The organism is Arthrobacter globiformis NBRC 12137 (assembly GCF_000238915.1).
GTDB lineage: Bacteria > Actinomycetota > Actinomycetes > Actinomycetales > Micrococcaceae > Arthrobacter > Arthrobacter globiformis.
This window is the reverse complement of sequence record NZ_BAEG01000051.1, coordinates 36,191-53,095: the sequence shown is the minus strand read 5'-3', so window position 1 is coordinate 53,095 and position 16,905 is coordinate 36,191. Positions and strand designations below refer to the sequence as shown.

Sequence of the window (16,905 nt, the reverse complement as noted above, 5' to 3'; positions counted from 1 at the left end):
GCGCCGCGAAATTCCGGGAGTTTCGGGCAGCCGGTGGAGGTGCAGGGGAGCCGCTGGATGTGGCTATGGCTTTTCCGCCCGGCGTGGAGAAAAATGTGCGCCTACCGGGCACAAACCAGATTCACCCGGCGTTGTCCCGGATGAATCATTCAAGCGATTCGACGGAGTGTGAGCAGCAGGCCATGGCGACTGATTATGATGCGCCGCGGAAGTCCGAAGAGGACCTCAACGAGGACTCGATTGAGGAGCTGAAGACCCGCCGCGCCGATAAACCAACGGCAGTGGTGGAGGAGGACGAGGCCGACCTCGCCGAAGGCTACGAGCTGCCCGGAGCCGACCTGTCCGGCGAGGAGCTCATGGTCCGTGTCATGCCCGCCCAGGCGGACGAGTTCACGTGTGCCTCGTGCTTCCTGGTCCGGCACCGCTCCCAGATCGCCCGCGAAAAGAACGGGCTGCTGTACTGCCGCGACTGTGAAGGCTAGGCGCGACTGCGGATTCTAGGCGCGACTGCGAAGGCCAGGCCAGGCCAAGGGTGAAGGCTGTCTGAGGCTACTTGCCGGTCAGCGCGGCGACGAGTTCTTCCGGGCGCCGCGTGGAGGTCAGCCAGTACGGCGTGGGGTCCGACGGGTCGGCGATCTCGATCCTGACCACCGGGTCAATCCACCCCCGGATGCAGAGATAGGCCAGGCCGTTCAGGCGCGTGCCGCGCTCCGCCGTCGCCTCCTTACCGCGGTACGCCGCTGCCGCGCCGATCAGGGTGCGTTCGATGCTGGCCCGGCCCACCTGCAGTGTCCGCGCGGTCACCACCACTGCCGGCGTGGACAGGACCAGCAGCACTGCCTCGATGGCGAACAGCACAGCCGCCGCCGTGAAGCCGGCAGCCGGGCTGATGGGGGCGAAGACCAGGATGCCTGCCGATGCGATGCCCACTGCGACCACCCAGATCCACACGCCGGGCCACAGCTTTTCGGAGAAAATTGCGGTTTCATCCGGTGAAGACGGGTTGCGGGCGGGGACGGCGGCGCTTGATTCGGGCATGCCCCCAAGCTTAGTGGCCAGTATGAGGAGGAGCCGCGCGGGCGATAGAGTGAGGGACTGTGACTGACGAATCAACGGCCATGACATCCCTTGCGCAGCAGGCCCCGGCGACTGACGCGGCGCAGCCGCCCAGGGCGGAGTTCGGAGCACCCACCGTGCAGGTGCAGCTGAAAATGCTCGACGACGGCCTGGAACCTCCGTCGTACGCCCACCCCGGTGACGCCGGTGCGGACCTGCGGGCCCGCGAGGACGTGGTGCTCGAGCCGGGCGAGCGGCGGCTCGTCCCCACCGGTGTAGCCATCGCCCTGCCGGATGGCTTTGTAGCCCTCATCCACCCCCGCTCGGGCCTCGCCACCAAGCACGGGCTCACGGTCGTGAACGCACCCGGAACCGTCGACGCCGGATACCGGGGGGAGATCTCGGTGACCCTGCTCAACACCGACCGCGACCAGGCCATAGAACTGCGGCGCGGCGATAGAATTGCACAGATGGTGATCCAGCGCGTGGAGCACGCGCAGTTCGTCGCCGTGGGGGAGCTGAACGACTCTGTCCGCGGTGCCGGCGGGTTCGGCTCCACGGGCGGGTTTGCCGTTCCGGGCACGTAGCGGCTCAACACCGGCTGGGCTGCACACCCGCCTCTCGGGGCGCGGCATGATCACAACTAAGGAGACAACGCATGGTTTTTGGGCTGGGCAAGAAAGCCAAGAAGCAGGAATCGGCGGAACCGGAGGACGTCCAGGAGGACGCCGCCCCGGAACCGGCCGAGAAGGCTGCCGATGACCGCAGGGCCAACGGTCCCTTCGACGTCTCCGAGATCAGCAGCCGCGACGGCTACGTGGACCTCGGCGCCCTGCTCATTGCCCCCCGCGACGGACTCCAGCTCCGGCTCGAAGTCGAGGAAGCAACCCAGCGCGTCGTCGCCGTGACCATGGACCTCGAGGGGTCGAGCCTGCAGCTGCAGGCGTTTGCCGCGCCCCGTTCCGAAGGGCTCTGGGATGAGATCCGGGAGCAGATCGGGCAGTCTGTCGGCGGCCAGGGCGGCCAGGTTGAGGAGATCCTGGGGGAGTACGGTGTCGAACTTGTGGCCAAGCTCCCGGCGGGCGCCCCGGACGGCAGCCAGGGTTACCGCGTGGCCCGCTTCGTCGGCGTCGACGGCCCCCGCTGGTTCCTTCGCGGCGTTTTCGGCGGCGCGGCCGCGCTGGACCGTGAAGCTGCCGCCAGCCTCGAGGACCTGTTCCGGAAGATCGTGGTCATCCGGGGCGAGAACCCCATGCCGCCGAGGGACCTGTTGCAGCTGCGCCTGCCCAAGGACACCGCGGCATCCGTGCCCCCCGCTGCGCCGGACCTGCAGCAGCCCGAGCGCGGGCCGGAGATCACCCAGATTGGTTGACGCAGGCGGCCCGCAGGACCCGGCGGTACCCATCCGCGGGCTGCCGGAGCGCGGGCGCGTCCTCTGCCATGGATTCATTGAGTCGGTCACCTACGCGCCCCCGTCGGAAGTGGCAGCCTTCACGGCTATCGTCTCGGACCACGACACCCCTGTCGCAGAGCGGCGCGGCCGGCTGCGTGTCATCTGGCTGGGCCGCCGCCGCATTCCGGGGATCGACGCCGGGACGGAACTCAGGCTCGATGGCATGCTAACCGTTAAGGAAGGCATGCCCACCATGTTCAACCCCCGCTACGAGATACTGTCTCGCCAGGAGAACCAATGACTTTGCCTGAGAACCCCGATTCGGGACCGGGCCGCGAGGAACCCAAGCCCACGCCCGAGACCCCGGCTTTTGCAGGGCTGGCCGAGGACTACGCGGCCAAGGCAGGGCTGCACCGCACGCACGACGGACGCATCGACGTCCTGAAAAGCGCCGGCGGCTACCAGGGAATCGCAGAGAGCATCCTGCCAGGCCTGGTCTTCCTGGTCGCTTTCACCGCCACCACCGCGCTGACGCCGTCGCTCATCGCCGCGCTGGGCACCGCCGCCGTCTTCACCGTGGTCCGGCTCGTGCAGCGCCGCCCGCTGACCCAGGCGCTGGCCGGCGTGGTCGGTGTGGGCATCTCAGCCTGGCTCGCCAACACCACGGGCAAGGCCGAGGACTTCTACCTTCCGGGATTCCTGACCAACGCGGCCTACATTGTGGCGATGGTCATCTCCATAGCCGTCCGCTGGCCCATCGCCGGACTGCTGTTCGGGTTCATCCGCAACGAAGGCCTGGACTGGCGCAAGGACCCGGTCCGCGTCCGCGCCTACCGGCTGGGAACGTGGATCATCGTGGGTGTGCTGGTGCTGCGCCTGCTGGTGCAGGTTCCCCTGTACCTGATGGGTCCGGACGGGTTGGCGGCGCTGGCCACCACCAGGCTCATCATGGGTGCACCGCTGTACATCCTCGGCGTGTGGATCGCCTGGCTCATTACGCGTCCGGCGGCAACGCCTGACGGTCAGCCGTCGAAGCCGTCGTCATCCAGCTGATCCGCGGTTGCCGGGCCGGCTTCCTCTGACGAAACGGCCGACGCCGGGACCTCGCCCCGTGCGTGCCCGTCGCCTGGCGCCTGCCCCTCGCTTGAGCCGGGCGACAGCAGTTCGCGCAGCTGGTCCTCGGCCGCGATGGTGGTGACAAAAAACAGTTCGTCACCGCCGTCGATGACGTCGTCGCGGCTGGGTGTGATCGGTGCCTGGTCCCGCAGGATGGCCACGAGAGTGGAGTCCTCGGGCCAGTCGATGTCGCCCACCGTCAGTCCGATGGCGTGCGAGTCATGCGGCACCGTGAACTCGACGAGGGACGACACGCCTGTCTGGAGGGTCAGGAGCCGGACCAGATCGCCGATCTCCACGGCTTCCTCCACCAGCGCCGTCATGAGCTGCGGCGTGTTCACGGCAACGTCCACGCCCCACGAGTCGTTGAACATCCAGTCGTTCTTCGGGTTGTTCACCCGGCCCACCGTGCGCCCGATGCCGAATTCGGTCTTAGCCAGCAGCGAGACGACGAGATTCACCTTGTCATCGCCTGTCGCCGATACCACCACATCCGCGTCCTCGAGCTTCGCGTCCTGCAGGGTGCTCAGCTCACAGGCGTCGCCCACCAGCCAGTGCGCCCCGCGCAGGCCGCTGCGCCCGATCACCTCGGGCTTGAGGTCAATGAGCAGGATCTCGTGCTTGTGGGCCAGCAGCTCACGGGCAATCGAGGAGCCGACGCTTCCGGCCCCGACGATGACGACTTTCACTTAGGACTCCTTGGCGGGTGCTTTGGCGAGGATGTGGGCGACTTCGGATGAGCGGTCCACCCGCAGCATGGCGTGCACCGTGTCGCCGTCCTGGTAGGAGGTGCCCGCGGCGGGCAGCATCCCCTCGCCGAACCTGGTCAGGTAGGCAACCCGCACGTCGGCCACCTTTTCGATAGAGGAGACCGGATGGCCCACCCATTCAGGGTGGAGGTCGAGTTCGGCCAGCACGAGGCGGCCGGACGGGTCGCGGAAGTCCCCGGCCAGGTGCTGTTCGGGAAGGATGCGGCGCAGGACCTGGTCGGCGCTCCAGCGCACCGCGGCCACCGTGGGGATGCCCAGGCGCTGGTAGATCTCGGCGCGGCCGGGATCGTAGATGCGGGCCACCACGTGCGGCACGTGGAATGTCTCGCGCGCCACCCTGGTGGCCAGGATGTTGGAGTTGTCGCCGCTGGACACGGCCGCAAACGCATAGGCATCGGCGACGCCGGCCTGCTTCAGGGTGTCGCGGTCAAAGCCGACTCCGGTGACTTTCCGGCCGGTGAAGCCCGAGCGGAGGCGGCGGAAGGCGCGGTCGTCCTGGTCGATGATGGCTACGGAGTGGCCCGCATCCTCGAGCGTGTGCGCCAAGGTGGCCCCGACGCGTCCACAACCCATGATCACGAAGTGCGCCACGCGTTCTCTCCTCAACTCTCGCCGACTGCTCCGTAAGACTCTACCGCCGGAAACCTGCCATGACATCGCGTGCGAATCAGACTAACTTTGTGTGGTGCTGACAATTCTGAATGCCGTGAAGCGCGTGCTGGTGGGAAGGCCCTTCCGGAACGACAGGATGGCCCACACCCTCCTGCCGAAGAGGATCGCGCTGCCAATCTTCGCGTCGGATGCATTGTCCTCCGTGGCCTATGCCCCCGATGAGATTCTCCTCACGCTGGCGCTGGCCGGGGTGAGCGCGGTGACCATCTCCCCGCTCGTGGGCCTTGCCGTCATGGTGGTCCTGCTCACGGTGGTGGCGTCCTACCGGCAAAACGTCCACGCCTACCCGTCCGGTGGCGGGGACTACGAGATCGCCAATGAAAACCTGGGCAAGTTCGCGGGGCTGACGGTGGCGTCCGCCCTGCTGGTGGACTATGTCCTGACCGTCGCTGTGTCCATGTCCTCCGCAGCCACGTACCTCACCACTGCCATCCCTTCGCTCCATGGGCAGCAGGCCATGATCGCCACCATCGGCGTGGTGGTCCTGGCGCTCGTCAACCTGCGCGGCATCAAGGAAGCCGGCAGCGTTTTCGCGGTGCCGACGTACATCTTCATGGCCTCCATTCTGGGTATGACCCTCGTCGGAATTTTCCAGGCGGTGACCGGCCAGCTGGGCCAGGCGCCGTCGGCCGCGTTCACGATTGTCCCCGCACCCGGCTTCGACGAGGGCCTCGTGGGGCTCGCCGGCGCGTTCCTGCTGCTGCGCGCCTTTTCCTCCGGGGCCGCAGCCCTGACCGGTGTGGAAGCGATCAGCAACGGGGTGCCGAACTTCCAGAAGCCCAAGAGCAAGAACGCGGCCACCACGCTGCTGCTGCTCGGGATCATCGCCTCGGCCATGCTGGCAGGGATCATCTACCTGGCCAACGCCACCAAGGTGCATATCGTGCTGGATCCGGCCACGGAGTTCCTGCTTAACGGGCGGCCGCTGCCCGAGGGATACATCCAGAACCCGGCCATCAGCCAGATCGCGCAGACCATTTTTGGGGCCGGGTCCATTCCGTTCTACATCGTGGTCGCGGCCACGGGCGTCATCCTGGTGTTTGCCTCCAACACGGCCTTCAACGGCTTTCCGGTGCTGGGCTCCATCCTTGCCCAGGACGGTTACCTTCCGCGGCAGCTGCGGACCCGCGGCGACAGGCTCGCCTTCAGCAACGGTGTGCTTGCCCTGGCCGCCGGGGCGCTGGTGCTGATCCTTTCGTTTAACGCTGACGTGACCAAGCTCATCCAGCTGTACATCGTCGGTGTTTTCATCTCCTTCACGGCGAGCCAGCTGGGCATGGTCCGGCACTGGGGCCGCGAGCTGAAGCTGGCCAAGGACAAGGCGGTGCGCCGCCGGATGATCAAGTCGCGCACCATCAACATGATCGGCTTCGGCATGACCGCGCTGGTGCTGGTGATCGTGCTCATCACCAAGTTTGAGCAGGGCGCCTGGATTGCCCTGCTCGCCATGTTCGTGCTGTTCCTCATCATGTGGAGCATCCGCGCCCACTACGACAACGTGGCCAAGGAACTGGCGGTCGACGAGGATTCCTCGCCGCGCGCCCTGCCCACCCGCGTGCACGCCGTGCTGCTGGTGTCCCATGTCCGCAAGCCGGTGCTCCGGGCGCTGGCCTACGCCCGTGCCTCCCGGCCGTCGCGGTTGGACGCCATCACGGTGGACATCAACGCCGAGGAAACAGCGCACACCCTCGCCGACTGGGAGAAACTGGAGATCCCGGTGCCGCTGACCATTCTGGCCAGCCCCTACCGTGAGACGGTCACGCCGATCATGGACTACATCAAGAACATGCGCCGGGACTCGCCCCGGGACCTGATCGTGGTGTACATCCCCGAGTACGTGGTGGGTAAATGGTGGGAGCAGCTGGTGCACAACCAGACAGCCCTCCGCATCAAGACCCGGCTCCACTTTGAGCCGGGCGTCATGGTTGCCAGCGTTCCCTGGCAGCTCAAATCATCCGAAGAAGCCAAGAGACTGCAGGACATTCAATGAGCCCGGACACCCAAACCACTTCCACCGGACTCGAACTGGTTGTCGACGTCGGCCCCGTGGCCCACGGCGGACACTGCGTTGCCCGCCACGAGGGCCGCGTGGTCTTCGTCCGCCATGGCATCCCGGGGGAGCGGGTGCGGGTCCGGCTCACCGACGCGGAAGAGAAGGCAAAGTTCTGGCGCGCGGACGTCGTGGAAGTCCTGGATGCTTCGCCGGACCGGGTGCCGCACTTCTGGCGGACCGCCGATTCGGCCAGCTCCTGGGCACACGGGCGCCCGCCGGTGGGCGGCGCCGAACTTGGCCACGTGTCGCTGCGGCGCCAACGGAGTCTTAAGTCGGAGGTGCTGGCCGAACAGCTTAAGCGGCTGGCCGCCGTCGAACTCTCCCCGGACGTGGAAGCGGTAGGACCAGCAAACGCTGGAGAAACGGACGACGGCGGGTCCGGCCTTGGGTGGCGCACGCGCGCCAGCTTTGGCGTCACCCAGAGCGGCCGGCTCGGCATGCATGCCCACCGCTCCGACCAGGTGATTCCCGTCCAGGAAATGCCGCTGGCCGTCGACGGGATCAACGCCCTGCGGCTGTGGGACGTGGACCTGCAGGGCATCGAGCGGGTGGAGGTGGCCGCGCCCGCCAACGGCTCGCGGCCGCTCGTGCTGCTGGCCCCGGCCCCCGGGACGCGCGCCAAACGGCTGAACTCCATCCTGTCCCAGCTTCCCGCGGACGTGTCCGTGGCCAGTTACGATCCACTCAAGAATGAGACCCTGCAGCTCCGCGGCCGGACCTGGGTACAGGAATCCGCGGCCGGCCACGACTACCGGGTCACGGGTGCGGGGTTCTGGCAGATCCACCGCGATGCGCCGGAAACCCTGGTGGGTGCAGTCACCGGATTCCTGCACGACGGCGGGTTCCTGGAACCCGGCGCTGCGGTGGCCGACCTGTACGCCGGGGCGGGCCTGTTCACCGCACCCCTGGCTGACGCGGTGGGGGAGACCGGGTCCGTCCTGTCGGTGGAGGGAGCCCCCGGCACCAGCCGGGACGCCCGGAAAAACCTGCACGGTTCACCGCAGGTGGAAATCGTGCAGGGCAAGGTGGAACGGGTGCTGCGGCAGCGGCCGCGCCAGTTCGATGCCCTCATTCTCGACCCGCCGCGCGCCGGTGCGGGCAAGGCCGTGGTCAGCCAGCTGATTGACTCGAAACCCCGGGCCATCGCCTACGTGTCCTGCGACCCGTCGTCGTTCGCACGCGACATTGGTTACTTCCAGCAGGGCGGCTGGCAGCTGGCCGGGCTGCGGGCCTTCGACCTGTATCCGCACACGCACCACCTTGAGACTGTCGCACTGCTGACTCCCCGCGGCTGATGCCACTACTATGGGCCGTGTAGCCCCTGTCGCGCCCGTGTTCCCGGCTGACCATGCAGTTTGATGCGACCGGCACTAATTAGGGTGTCCTAACTAGCAAGCGGTCAACCGCGCGACAAAGATGAAACTGTTGCGAGAGGAGTCCTGCGATGAGCACTGTGGACAGCTTCGGTTCAAAAGGCAAACTTGATGTTGCCGGAACCGAATACGAAATTTTCCGGTTGAACTCCGTTGAAGGTTCAGAAACCCTTCCGTTCAGCCTTAAGGTACTGCTTGAAAACCTGCTAAGGACCGAGGACGGCGCGAACATCACCGCCGATCACGTTCGCGCCCTGGCAGGATGGGACCCGAATGCCCAGCCCGACACCGAAATCCAGTTCACGCCCGCCCGCGTGATCATGCAGGACTTCACTGGTGTTCCCTGCGTGGTGGACCTTGCCACCATGCGCGAGGCAGTCAAGGAGCTCGGCGGCGATCCGAAGAGGGTGAACCCGCTTGCTCCGGCCGAGATGGTTATTGACCACTCCGTCCAGATCGACGTTTTCGGTAACTCCGGCGCACTGGAGCGCAACATGGAGATCGAATACCAGCGCAATGGTGAGCGCTACCAGTTCCTGCGCTGGGGCCAGACAGCGTTCGACGACTTCAAGGTCGTCCCGCCGGGAACCGGCATCGTGCACCAGGTCAACATTGAATACCTGGCCCGCACCATCATGACCCGCGAAGTGGACGGCGCCCTGCGCGCGTACCCCGACACCTGCGTCGGCACCGACTCGCACACCACCATGGTCAATGGCCTGGGTGTGCTCGGCTGGGGCGTCGGCGGCATTGAAGCCGAGGCGGCCATGCTTGGCCAGCCGGTTTCCATGCTCATCCCGCGCGTGGTCGGCTTCAAGCTCAGCGGCAGCATCCCTGCCGGTGCCACCGCCACCGACGTGGTGCTCACCATCACCGAGATGCTGCGCAAGCACGGTGTTGTGGGCAAGTTCGTGGAGTTCTACGGCGAAGGCGTTGCCGCGGTGCCGCTGGCCAACCGCGCCACCATCGGCAACATGAGCCCGGAGTTCGGCTCCACGGCCGCCATGTTCCCGATCGACGACGTCACCCTCGACTACCTGCGCCTCACCGGCCGGCCCGACGAGAACGTTGCCCTGGTGGAGGCCTACGCCAAGGAGCAGGGCCTCTGGCACGATCCGTCCCGCGAACTGCGCTTCTCCGAGTACCTTGAGCTGGACCTCTCCACTGTGGTTCCGTCGATCGCCGGCCCGAAGCGTCCGCAGGACCGTATCGAGTTGACCGAGGCCAAGGACGAGTTCCGCCACGACCTCAAGAATTACGTCACCCACGACGCCGACGCCGGCTCGCTGGATGAGTCGCTGGAGGAATCCTTCCCGGCTTCCGACCCGCCCTCCTTCACCACCGGCGCCACGCACGTGACCGACAGCGACCGCGTTCCGCCCAAGTACTCCGCCGCGCACGGCGCCGAGGGCCGCCATTCCAGCCCCGTCGCCGTGAAGATGGAAGACGGCCGCGAGTTCGACCTGGACCACGGAGCGGTGACCATCGCGTCAATCACCTCGTGCACCAACACGTCCAACCCCTCGGTCATGCTCGCCGCCGCAGTGCTGGCCCGCAACGCCGTGAACAAGGGCCTCACCGCCAAGCCGTGGGTCAAGACCTCCGTCGCCCCCGGCTCCAAGGTGGTCACCGACTACTACGAGAAGTCCGGCCTCACTCCGTACCTCGAGAAGCTCGGCTTCTACACCGTGGGCTACGGCTGCGCCACCTGCATCGGCAACTCCGGTCCGCTGGAAGCCGAGATCTCCGAAGCCATCCAGGCCAACGACCTCGCCGTCAGCGCCGTGCTCTCGGGCAACCGCAACTTCGAAGGCCGCATCAACCCGGACGTCAAGATGAACTACCTGGCCTCCCCGCCGCTGGTCATCGCCTACGCCCTGGCCGGTTCCATGGACTTCGACTTCGAAACCGACCCGCTGGGCAAGGACGAAGCAGGCAACGACGTCTTCCTGAAGGACATCTGGCCCAACCCGGTCGAGGTCCAGGAAGTCATCGACTCCTCGATCGACAAGGAGATGTTCGCCAAGGGCTACGAGGGCGTCTTCGAGGGCGACGACCGCTGGAAGGCGCTCGATACCCCCGCCGGCGACACCTTCGCCTGGGATCAGAAGTCCACGTACGTCCGGAAGCCACCGTATTTCGAGGGCATGAAGGCCCAGCCGGAGCCCGTGCAGGACATCGCCGGTGCCCGCGTGCTGCTCAAGCTCGGCGACTCCGTCACGACCGACCACATCTCCCCGGCCGGTTCGTTCAAGTCGGACACCCCCGCCGGCCAGTACCTGCTGGCCAACGGCGTGGAGCGCAAGGACTTCAACTCCTACGGCTCGCGCCGTGGCAACCACGAGGTCATGATCCGCGGCACGTTCGCGAACATCCGCATCAAGAACCAGCTCCTGGACGGCGTGGAGGGCGGCTTCACGCGCGACTTCACCCAGGCTGACGGCCCGCAGGCCTACGTCTACGACGCCGCACAGAACTACCAGGCAGCCGGCACCCCGCTCGTTGTCCTGGCCGGCAAGGAGTACGGCTCCGGTTCGTCCCGTGACTGGGCAGCCAAGGGCACGGCACTGCTGGGCGTCAAGGCCGTCATCGCTGAGAGCTACGAGCGCATCCACCGCTCCAACCTCATCGGCATGGGCGTTCTTCCGCTGCAGTTCCCGGCCGGCGAATCCGCTGCCACGCTGGGCCTGACGGGCACGGAAACCTTCGCTGTGGAGGGCGTCACCGCCCTGAACGAAGGCACCACGCCCAAGACCCTCAAGGTCACCGCCACCGCCGAGGACGGTTCCACCAAGTCCTTCGACGCAGTGCTCCGCATCGACACCCCCGGTGAAGCGGACTACTACCGCAACGGCGGCATCCTGCAGTACGTCCTGCGCCAGATCTCCGCTAACTAGCGGGAATTTGCCGGGCCAGCCCCGGCGGGCAGTGCGATGAGGCCCCGGCCGGTCACTTGACCGGCCGGGGTTTCTGCATTGCTGCCACCGCGGAGGCGCTACAGTTAATAGGCATGTCTACCAGCCGAAGGAGGGGCCGTTGGGAATTTTGGAGACCATCCGGAATCCGCAGGACCTGAGCAAGTTGTCTGCGGCGCAGCTGGACCAGCTGGCCGCCGAGATCAGGGAATTCCTGATCGGCAACGTCTCCCAGACGGGAGGGCACCTGGGTCCCAACCTCGGCGTCGTCGAACTGACCATGGCGGTGCACCGGATCTTCGATTCGCCCCGCGACAGCATCGTCTTCGACACCGGCCACCAGTCGTACGTGCACAAGCTCCTCACCGGACGGCACGATTTCAGCACCCTCCGACAGCAGGGCGGCCTGTCCGGCTACCCGGACCGCGCTGAATCGGAGCACGACATCGTCGAAAGCTCCCACGCTTCCTCCTCGCTGTCCTGGGCCGACGGCATTTCCCGCGCCCGCCAGCTGACCGGTGACGGCGACCGGTACGTCGTGGCCGTCGTCGGTGACGGCGCCCTCACCGGCGGCATGGCGTGGGAAGCCATCAACAACATCGCGGCGGACAAGAAGCGCCGCGTCGTCATTGTCGTGAACGACAACGGCCGCTCCTACGCACCTACCGTCGGTGGCTTCGCTGACTACCTGGCGTCGCTGCGCCCCACCATCGACTCCCTCCGCGCCGCCCCGGCCTACGAGGGTGCCCTGGACTGGTGGAAGAAAAAACTTCAGAACGGCGGCCCGGCCGGCCAGTTCACCTACAAGAGCCTGCACGCCATGAAGAAGGGCATTAAGGACTGGTGGGCCCCGCAGGGCATGTTCGAGGACCTCGGCATGAAGTACATCGGCCCGGTGGACGGCCACAACCTCCAGGCCATGGAACACGCACTCTCCACCGCCAGGCACTTCGCCGGCCCGGTCATCGTGCACGCCATGACGGAGAAGGGCCACGGGTACGCGCCTGCCCGCGCGCACGAGGCGGACCAGTTCCACGCCGTCGGGATCATTGACCCTGAAACCGGCGAGCCCGCGGAAGCCGGCGGCGCCAAGTCCTGGACGTCCGTGTTTGCTGATGAAATCGCCGCCATCGCCGATGAGCGCAAGGACATTGTCGGCATCACCGGCGCCATGCTCATCCCCGTCGGGCTGCACAAGTTCGCCGCGCGGTACCCGGAGCGCGTGTTCGACGTCGGCATCGCCGAACAGCACGCCCTCACCTCCGCGGCGGGCATGGCTTTCGGTGGGCTGCACCCTGTGGTCGCCGTCTACGCCACGTTCCTCAACCGCGCCTTCGACCAGCTGCTGATGGACGTCGCCCTGCACAAGGCCGGCGTGACAGTTGTGCTGGACCGCGCCGGCGTCACCGGTCCGGACGGCGCCAGCCACCACGGGATGTGGGACATGGCCATGGTCCAGATCGTTCCCGGACTGCACCTGGCAGCACCACGCGACGCCACAAGGCTGCGCGAGGAGCTCCGCGAAGCCGTCGCCATTGAGGACGCACCCACTGTCATCCGCTATTCCAAGGGAACCGTCGGCGCCGAGGTTGAGGCCATCGAGCGGCTGTCCGACGGCGTGGACGTGCTGTCCCGCCGCCCGGCCGGATCCACCGAGAACGATGTCCTGATCGTCAGCGTTGGCGCCATGTCCGAGCTGGCCCTGAACGTCGCCAACCGGCTGGGCGCCCAGGGCATCAGCAGCACCGTCGTGGACCCGCGCTGGGTCCTCCCGGTCCGGAAGTCGATCATCGCCCTGGCTGCCAGGCACCGCCTCGTCATCTGCATCGAGGACGGCGTCCGGGCCGGGGGAGTCGGGTCCAGGATCCGTCAGGAGATGCGCGCCGCCGGCGTGGATACCGCTTTGAACGAGGTTGGCCTCCCGGTCGAATTCCTGGACCACGGCAGCCGGAGCCAGGTGCTGGAGCGCGTGGGCCTGACCGCCCAGCAGATCACCCACGACGTCGTCGCCCAGGTTCTCGGGACCAAGGTTCCGTTCGCCCGCCCGCTGCCCGGCCAGGAACACCCCACCACAGGAAGCCTGCCCAAACTGTGAGGGAGCCCGATTCCCTGCAGCCAGGCGAACTGGTGGTGTCCCGGAACCGCAAATGGGACGGCTCGGCACACTGGGTGGTTCCCGGCAGGTACCTCGGAGAGGACCAGCACGGCTGGTGGATTTTCCAGCCGGCCAATGAGTTCTGCTCCCGCCCTGGCGCCGCCTTCTACACGGCATCCGATGCCGTGCTCCTGGTCCCGCGGACCGGGGAGTTCGTGGTCACCTTCTACGACGACACCTACCCGGGCGATTTCCGCGTCTACGTCGACCTGGCCACCGGCCACGAGTGGCGCAGGATCAAACCGGACGTGACGGAATTCCATGTCATCGACATGGACCTCGACGTGATCCGCTCGGTGCAGCGCGGCGTGTTCGTCGACGATGAGGACGAGTTCGCCGCACACCGGCTCCGCATGGAGTACCCTGAGACGCTGGTGCGCGCCATGCAGGCTGAGTGCGACGCCCTGTTCCTTGCCGTCAAGGGCCAGGATGCCCCTTTCGACGGCACCGACACCATTTGGTTTACGAGAGGACGGGCATGAGCGGAATAATCCGGGTCTACAAACGCGACGACGAAGGGACCCTGCTGTTCCGGGAAGCCTGGTACGACGAGGACTACAGCCAGTTCGTCATGAACCACGGCGCCGTGGGCCACCAGAGCAAGACCCAGGAAACGGATGTCCCGGACGCCGAGGCGGCCGAACGCCTGATGGACGCCTTCGAGATGGCGTGCACCGAGGACGGCTACGCCGAGATTCCGGATGAGGAGCAGTACTGGGTGGTGGCCCAGTACGCACTGAAGACCCGGGAAGGCACCAGCCGCGACCGCTATCTGGAGGAAAAGGCGAAGGATGCACTTTCCGGCCACCTGGCCTGGCGCGGCCTGGGCATCGTGGACCGCTCGGAATTCGGCGACGCCAAGCTCAACATCTTCTGCCTCTGCCCGGACGTGAACAAGGCCGTGAACGCGATCAAGGTCTGCATCCGCGGCGAGGACCTGGACTTCACCAAGCTGAGCATTGGAGCCGCCCCGTTCGGCGACCTCTCGGCCCTCAAGCTCAAGCATTCACCCAAGCAGGCGACCAGCTTCACCCTCTAAGGCAGTTCCAGCAGTCACAGCACCAGGAAGGCAGAACGTCATGACGAAGAAGTCAGCCCAGCCGGGACGCACGCCGCTTCCGCGGGGCCTCGCCTCGCCCGACCGCAGAATCCTCGCCCACTCCGGCGTGGAGTCCCTTGAACAGCTGGCACAGTTCGGCCGGCGCCAGCTGGCCGCACTGCCGGGCATCTGCCCGCGGACCCTGGCCCAGCTCCAGGATGCGCTGGAGGAGCACGGCCTGGATTTCGCCCCCGCCTGAGCCCGCCCTCGAAGCGACGGTTCCCCGAAGGGACGGCCGGAAAGGCCGGCCGCGAAAGCTGCCGCCGGAGCCGTTATAGGGTGATTCCATGACTGAATACCGCCGTCTTGGAAAATCCGGGCTGACCGTCTCCGTCGTGGGCCTTGGCTGCAACAACCTGGGCCGGGCAAACACGGTGACCGAATCGCAGGAGGGCTCGGACGCCGTCGTGCATGCCGCCCTCGACGCCGGGGTGACGCTCTTCGACGTCGCGGACACCTACGGCCGCGAACCGGGACTCAGCGAAACGATGCTCGGCAGGGCCCTGGGGGCCAGGCGGGACGATGTCGTGGTGGCCACCAAGTTCGGCATGGATATGCGCGGGGCCAACGGCGAGGACTTCGGCGCCCGCGGTTCGCGGCGCTACGTCATCCGCGCCGCGGAGGCTTCGCTGCGGCGGCTCGGAACCGACTACATCGACCTGTACCAGTTCCACACGCCCGACCCCCTGACGCCGATCGAGGAAACCCTCGACGCGCTGAACGACCTCGTCACCAGCGGCAAGGTGCTCTACATCGGCCACTCGAACCGCGCCGGGTGGCAGATCGCCGAGGCCGAATACGTGGCGCGCGCCCGCGGCGGGGCCCGGTTTGTCTCCGCGCAGAACCACTACAACCTCCTGGACCGCCGCGCCGAGCAGGAGGTCACCCCGGCGGCCGAGGCGTACGGGCTCGGTGTCCTGCCTTACTTCCCGCTGGCCAACGGCCTCCTGACCGGCAAGTACGCGCAGGACCAGGCACCGGAAGGATCGCGCCTCAGCCACACGCGGACCAACCTGGTGCATGACGCCGACTGGCAGCAGCTGAAGGCGTTCAGCGCCTTCGCCGCCGCCCGCGACCTGACCGAAGTGCAGGTGGCCTTCTCCTGGCTGGCGGCGCAGCCCTCGGTCAGCAGCGTGATTGCCGGCGCCACCCGTCCCGAACAGGTCCGGCAAAACGCCGCGGCGGTGGCCTGGGTGCCGGACCGGGCCGAACTCGACGAACTGGACGCCATTTTCCCGCAGACCCCCAAGGTGGCCCTGTTCTGATGCCCTCCATCCTCATGGATGTTGACACCGGGATCGATGACGCCCTCGCGCTGGTCTACCTGCTGTCCCGCCCGGAAGTCCGGGTCGAGGCCATCACGTGCACGGCCGGCAATGTGGGCGCCCGCCAGGTGGCACTGAACAACCTCGCACTGCTGGAACTTTGCGGCCGGGCAGGGATTGAAGTTGCCGTGGGCGCGGAGGTGCCCCTGGAGATTCCGCTTGTCACCACGGAAGAAACCCACGGGCCGCAGGGGATCGGCTATGCCGAGCTCCCGCTGCCGAAGCAGGAGATCTCATCGCGGCACGCCGTGGAGGTCTGGGTCGACGCGGCCCGGTCACACCCTGGTGAGATCACGGGTCTCATCACCGGGCCGCTGACGAATTTCGCCCTGGCCCTGCGGGCGGAACCTGACCTTCCCAAACTGCTCAAGGGGCTGGTCATCATGGGCGGCTGCTTCAACTACCAGGGCAACACGACGCCGACGGCGGAGTGGAACGTTTCCGTGGACCCGCACGCGGCCGCGGAGGTCTTCGCCGCCTACAGCGGCCTTCCGGAGGAGAACCTTCCGGTGGTGTGCGCGCTTGAGACCACGGAACGCATTGAGCTGCGTCCCGAGCACCTGCAACGGCTGGCCGAGGCCGCCGGAGCCGAACCCGAACTGGTGCTGCCCGAACAGCCAGAGGGCCAGCGCAGCCGCTCGGGCAACCCGCTGGTGGCGTGCCTTTCGGATGCCATCCGCTTCTACATGGAGTTCCACCGGCTGTACGACCAAGGCTTCATCGCACACATGCATGACGCCTTCGCCGCCGCTGCGGCCATCGAGCGCACGCCTTACGGCACCCGGCCGGCAACCGTGCACGTGGAGACTGCGGCGCCCCGCCTCGTGGGGACCACCGTCGCCGACTTCCGGGGCATCTGGAAGGAGCCGTCCAATGCCCGGATCGTCACCTCGAACGACCCCGCGAAGTGCTTCGACGAACTGATCTCCTCGGTGGGCGCCCTGGCCGCCGCCGTGGGGAAACGGCCGTAGCACGCCG

At 66.9% G+C, this 16,905-nt stretch carries 17 protein-coding genes; 14 read left to right on the top strand and 3 right to left on the bottom strand.

The window, feature by feature from the left end; all coding sequences use genetic code 11:
- Positions 1 to 182 precede the first annotated feature (182 nt).
- Positions 183 to 482, top strand: a complete 300-nt coding sequence (locus ARGLB_RS09590; protein WP_043418614.1) for a DUF4193 domain-containing protein — start codon at positions 183 to 185, stop codon at positions 480 to 482.
- A 67-nt stretch (positions 483 to 549) separates the two neighbouring features.
- Here the strand turns inward: ARGLB_RS09590 and ARGLB_RS09585 are convergent, their stop codons facing one another.
- Positions 550 to 1,038 carry a DUF3093 domain-containing protein gene (locus ARGLB_RS09585; RefSeq protein ID WP_003801620.1) on the bottom strand — a complete coding sequence of 163 codons (489 nt, stop codon included), beginning with the start codon at positions 1,036 to 1,038 and terminating at the stop codon, positions 550 to 552.
- Between the two features lie 59 nt (positions 1,039 to 1,097).
- Here ARGLB_RS09585 and dut point away from each other — a divergent pair, with 59 nt between their 5' ends.
- The 4 genes from dut (at position 1,098) to ARGLB_RS09565 (ending at position 3,502) form a co-directional block, all read left to right on the top strand.
- Positions 1,098 to 1,643 (top strand): dUTP diphosphatase, encoded by a 546-nt coding sequence (gene dut / locus ARGLB_RS09580; RefSeq protein ID WP_003801618.1) that lies wholly within the window; start codon positions 1,098 to 1,100, stop codon positions 1,641 to 1,643.
- 71 nt (positions 1,644 to 1,714) lie between these two features.
- Positions 1,715 to 2,428: a DUF3710 domain-containing protein gene (locus tag ARGLB_RS09575; RefSeq protein ID WP_003801615.1), complete on the top strand. Its 714-nt coding sequence runs from the start codon at positions 1,715 to 1,717 to the stop codon at positions 2,426 to 2,428.
- Positions 2,421 to 2,750: a single stranded DNA-binding domain-containing protein gene (locus ARGLB_RS09570; RefSeq protein WP_003801613.1), complete on the top strand. Its 330-nt coding sequence runs from the start codon at positions 2,421 to 2,423 to the stop codon at positions 2,748 to 2,750. The genes ARGLB_RS09575 and ARGLB_RS09570 overlap by 8 nt, the downstream gene beginning before the upstream one ends.
- On the top strand, positions 2,747 to 3,502 hold the full coding sequence (locus ARGLB_RS09565; protein WP_003801611.1) for a DUF3159 domain-containing protein: 756 nt from the start codon (positions 2,747 to 2,749) through the stop codon (positions 3,500 to 3,502). Before ARGLB_RS09570 ends, ARGLB_RS09565 begins: the two co-directional genes overlap by 4 nt.
- Here the strand turns inward: ARGLB_RS09565 and ARGLB_RS09560 are convergent.
- Together ARGLB_RS09560 and ARGLB_RS09555 are read right to left on the bottom strand one after the other, a co-directional pair.
- Complete coding sequence (locus ARGLB_RS09560) at positions 3,472 to 4,254, bottom strand: potassium channel family protein (protein ID WP_003801608.1); 783 nt, start codon at positions 4,252 to 4,254, stop codon at positions 3,472 to 3,474. The two genes, ARGLB_RS09565 and ARGLB_RS09560, sit on opposite strands and share 31 nt — an antisense overlap.
- Positions 4,255 to 4,926 carry a potassium channel family protein gene (locus ARGLB_RS09555; protein ID WP_003801606.1) on the bottom strand — a complete coding sequence of 224 codons (672 nt, stop codon included), beginning with the start codon at positions 4,924 to 4,926 and terminating at the stop codon, positions 4,255 to 4,257.
- Between the two features lie 94 nt (positions 4,927 to 5,020).
- Between ARGLB_RS09555 and ARGLB_RS09550 the strand changes: the two genes are divergently transcribed.
- The 9 genes from ARGLB_RS09550 to ARGLB_RS09510 all read left to right on the top strand — a co-directional run bounded on the left by ARGLB_RS09550 (position 5,021) and on the right by ARGLB_RS09510 (position 16,898).
- The gene (locus tag ARGLB_RS09550; RefSeq protein WP_245531507.1) at positions 5,021 to 6,997 is read left to right on the top strand and encodes an APC family permease; all 1,977 of its coding nucleotides are present in this window, start codon (positions 5,021 to 5,023) and stop codon (positions 6,995 to 6,997) included.
- The gene (locus ARGLB_RS09545; RefSeq protein WP_003801604.1) at positions 6,994 to 8,355 is read left to right on the top strand and encodes a class I SAM-dependent RNA methyltransferase; all 1,362 of its coding nucleotides are present in this window, start codon (positions 6,994 to 6,996) and stop codon (positions 8,353 to 8,355) included. The genes ARGLB_RS09550 and ARGLB_RS09545 overlap by 4 nt, the downstream gene beginning before the upstream one ends.
- Before the next feature lie 149 nt (positions 8,356 to 8,504).
- The gene (locus ARGLB_RS09540; protein WP_003801602.1) at positions 8,505 to 11,330 is read left to right on the top strand and encodes an aconitate hydratase; all 2,826 of its coding nucleotides are present in this window, start codon (positions 8,505 to 8,507) and stop codon (positions 11,328 to 11,330) included.
- A gap of 139 nt (positions 11,331 to 11,469) precedes the next feature.
- Positions 11,470 to 13,443: a 1-deoxy-D-xylulose-5-phosphate synthase gene (gene dxs, locus ARGLB_RS09535; protein WP_003801600.1), complete on the top strand. Its 1,974-nt coding sequence runs from the start codon at positions 11,470 to 11,472 to the stop codon at positions 13,441 to 13,443.
- Positions 13,440 to 13,985, top strand: a complete 546-nt coding sequence (locus ARGLB_RS09530) for a DUF402 domain-containing protein (protein ID WP_003801598.1) — start codon at positions 13,440 to 13,442, stop codon at positions 13,983 to 13,985. Before dxs ends, ARGLB_RS09530 begins: the two co-directional genes overlap by 4 nt.
- Positions 13,982 to 14,542 (top strand): hypothetical protein, encoded by a 561-nt coding sequence (locus ARGLB_RS09525; RefSeq protein ID WP_003801597.1) that lies wholly within the window; start codon positions 13,982 to 13,984, stop codon positions 14,540 to 14,542. The genes ARGLB_RS09530 and ARGLB_RS09525 overlap by 4 nt, the downstream gene beginning before the upstream one ends.
- Before the next feature lie 40 nt (positions 14,543 to 14,582).
- Positions 14,583 to 14,801, top strand: coding sequence for a helix-hairpin-helix domain-containing protein (locus ARGLB_RS09520; RefSeq protein ID WP_003801595.1), 219 nt, complete (start codon positions 14,583 to 14,585; stop codon positions 14,799 to 14,801).
- Positions 14,802 to 14,889: 88 nt separating this feature from the next.
- On the top strand, positions 14,890 to 15,867 hold the full coding sequence (locus tag ARGLB_RS09515; RefSeq protein WP_003801592.1) for an aldo/keto reductase: 978 nt from the start codon (positions 14,890 to 14,892) through the stop codon (positions 15,865 to 15,867).
- Positions 15,867 to 16,898: a nucleoside hydrolase gene (locus ARGLB_RS09510; RefSeq protein WP_003801591.1), complete on the top strand. Its 1,032-nt coding sequence runs from the start codon at positions 15,867 to 15,869 to the stop codon at positions 16,896 to 16,898. Before ARGLB_RS09515 ends, ARGLB_RS09510 begins: the two co-directional genes overlap by 1 nt.
- Positions 16,899 to 16,905 lie beyond the last annotated feature (7 nt).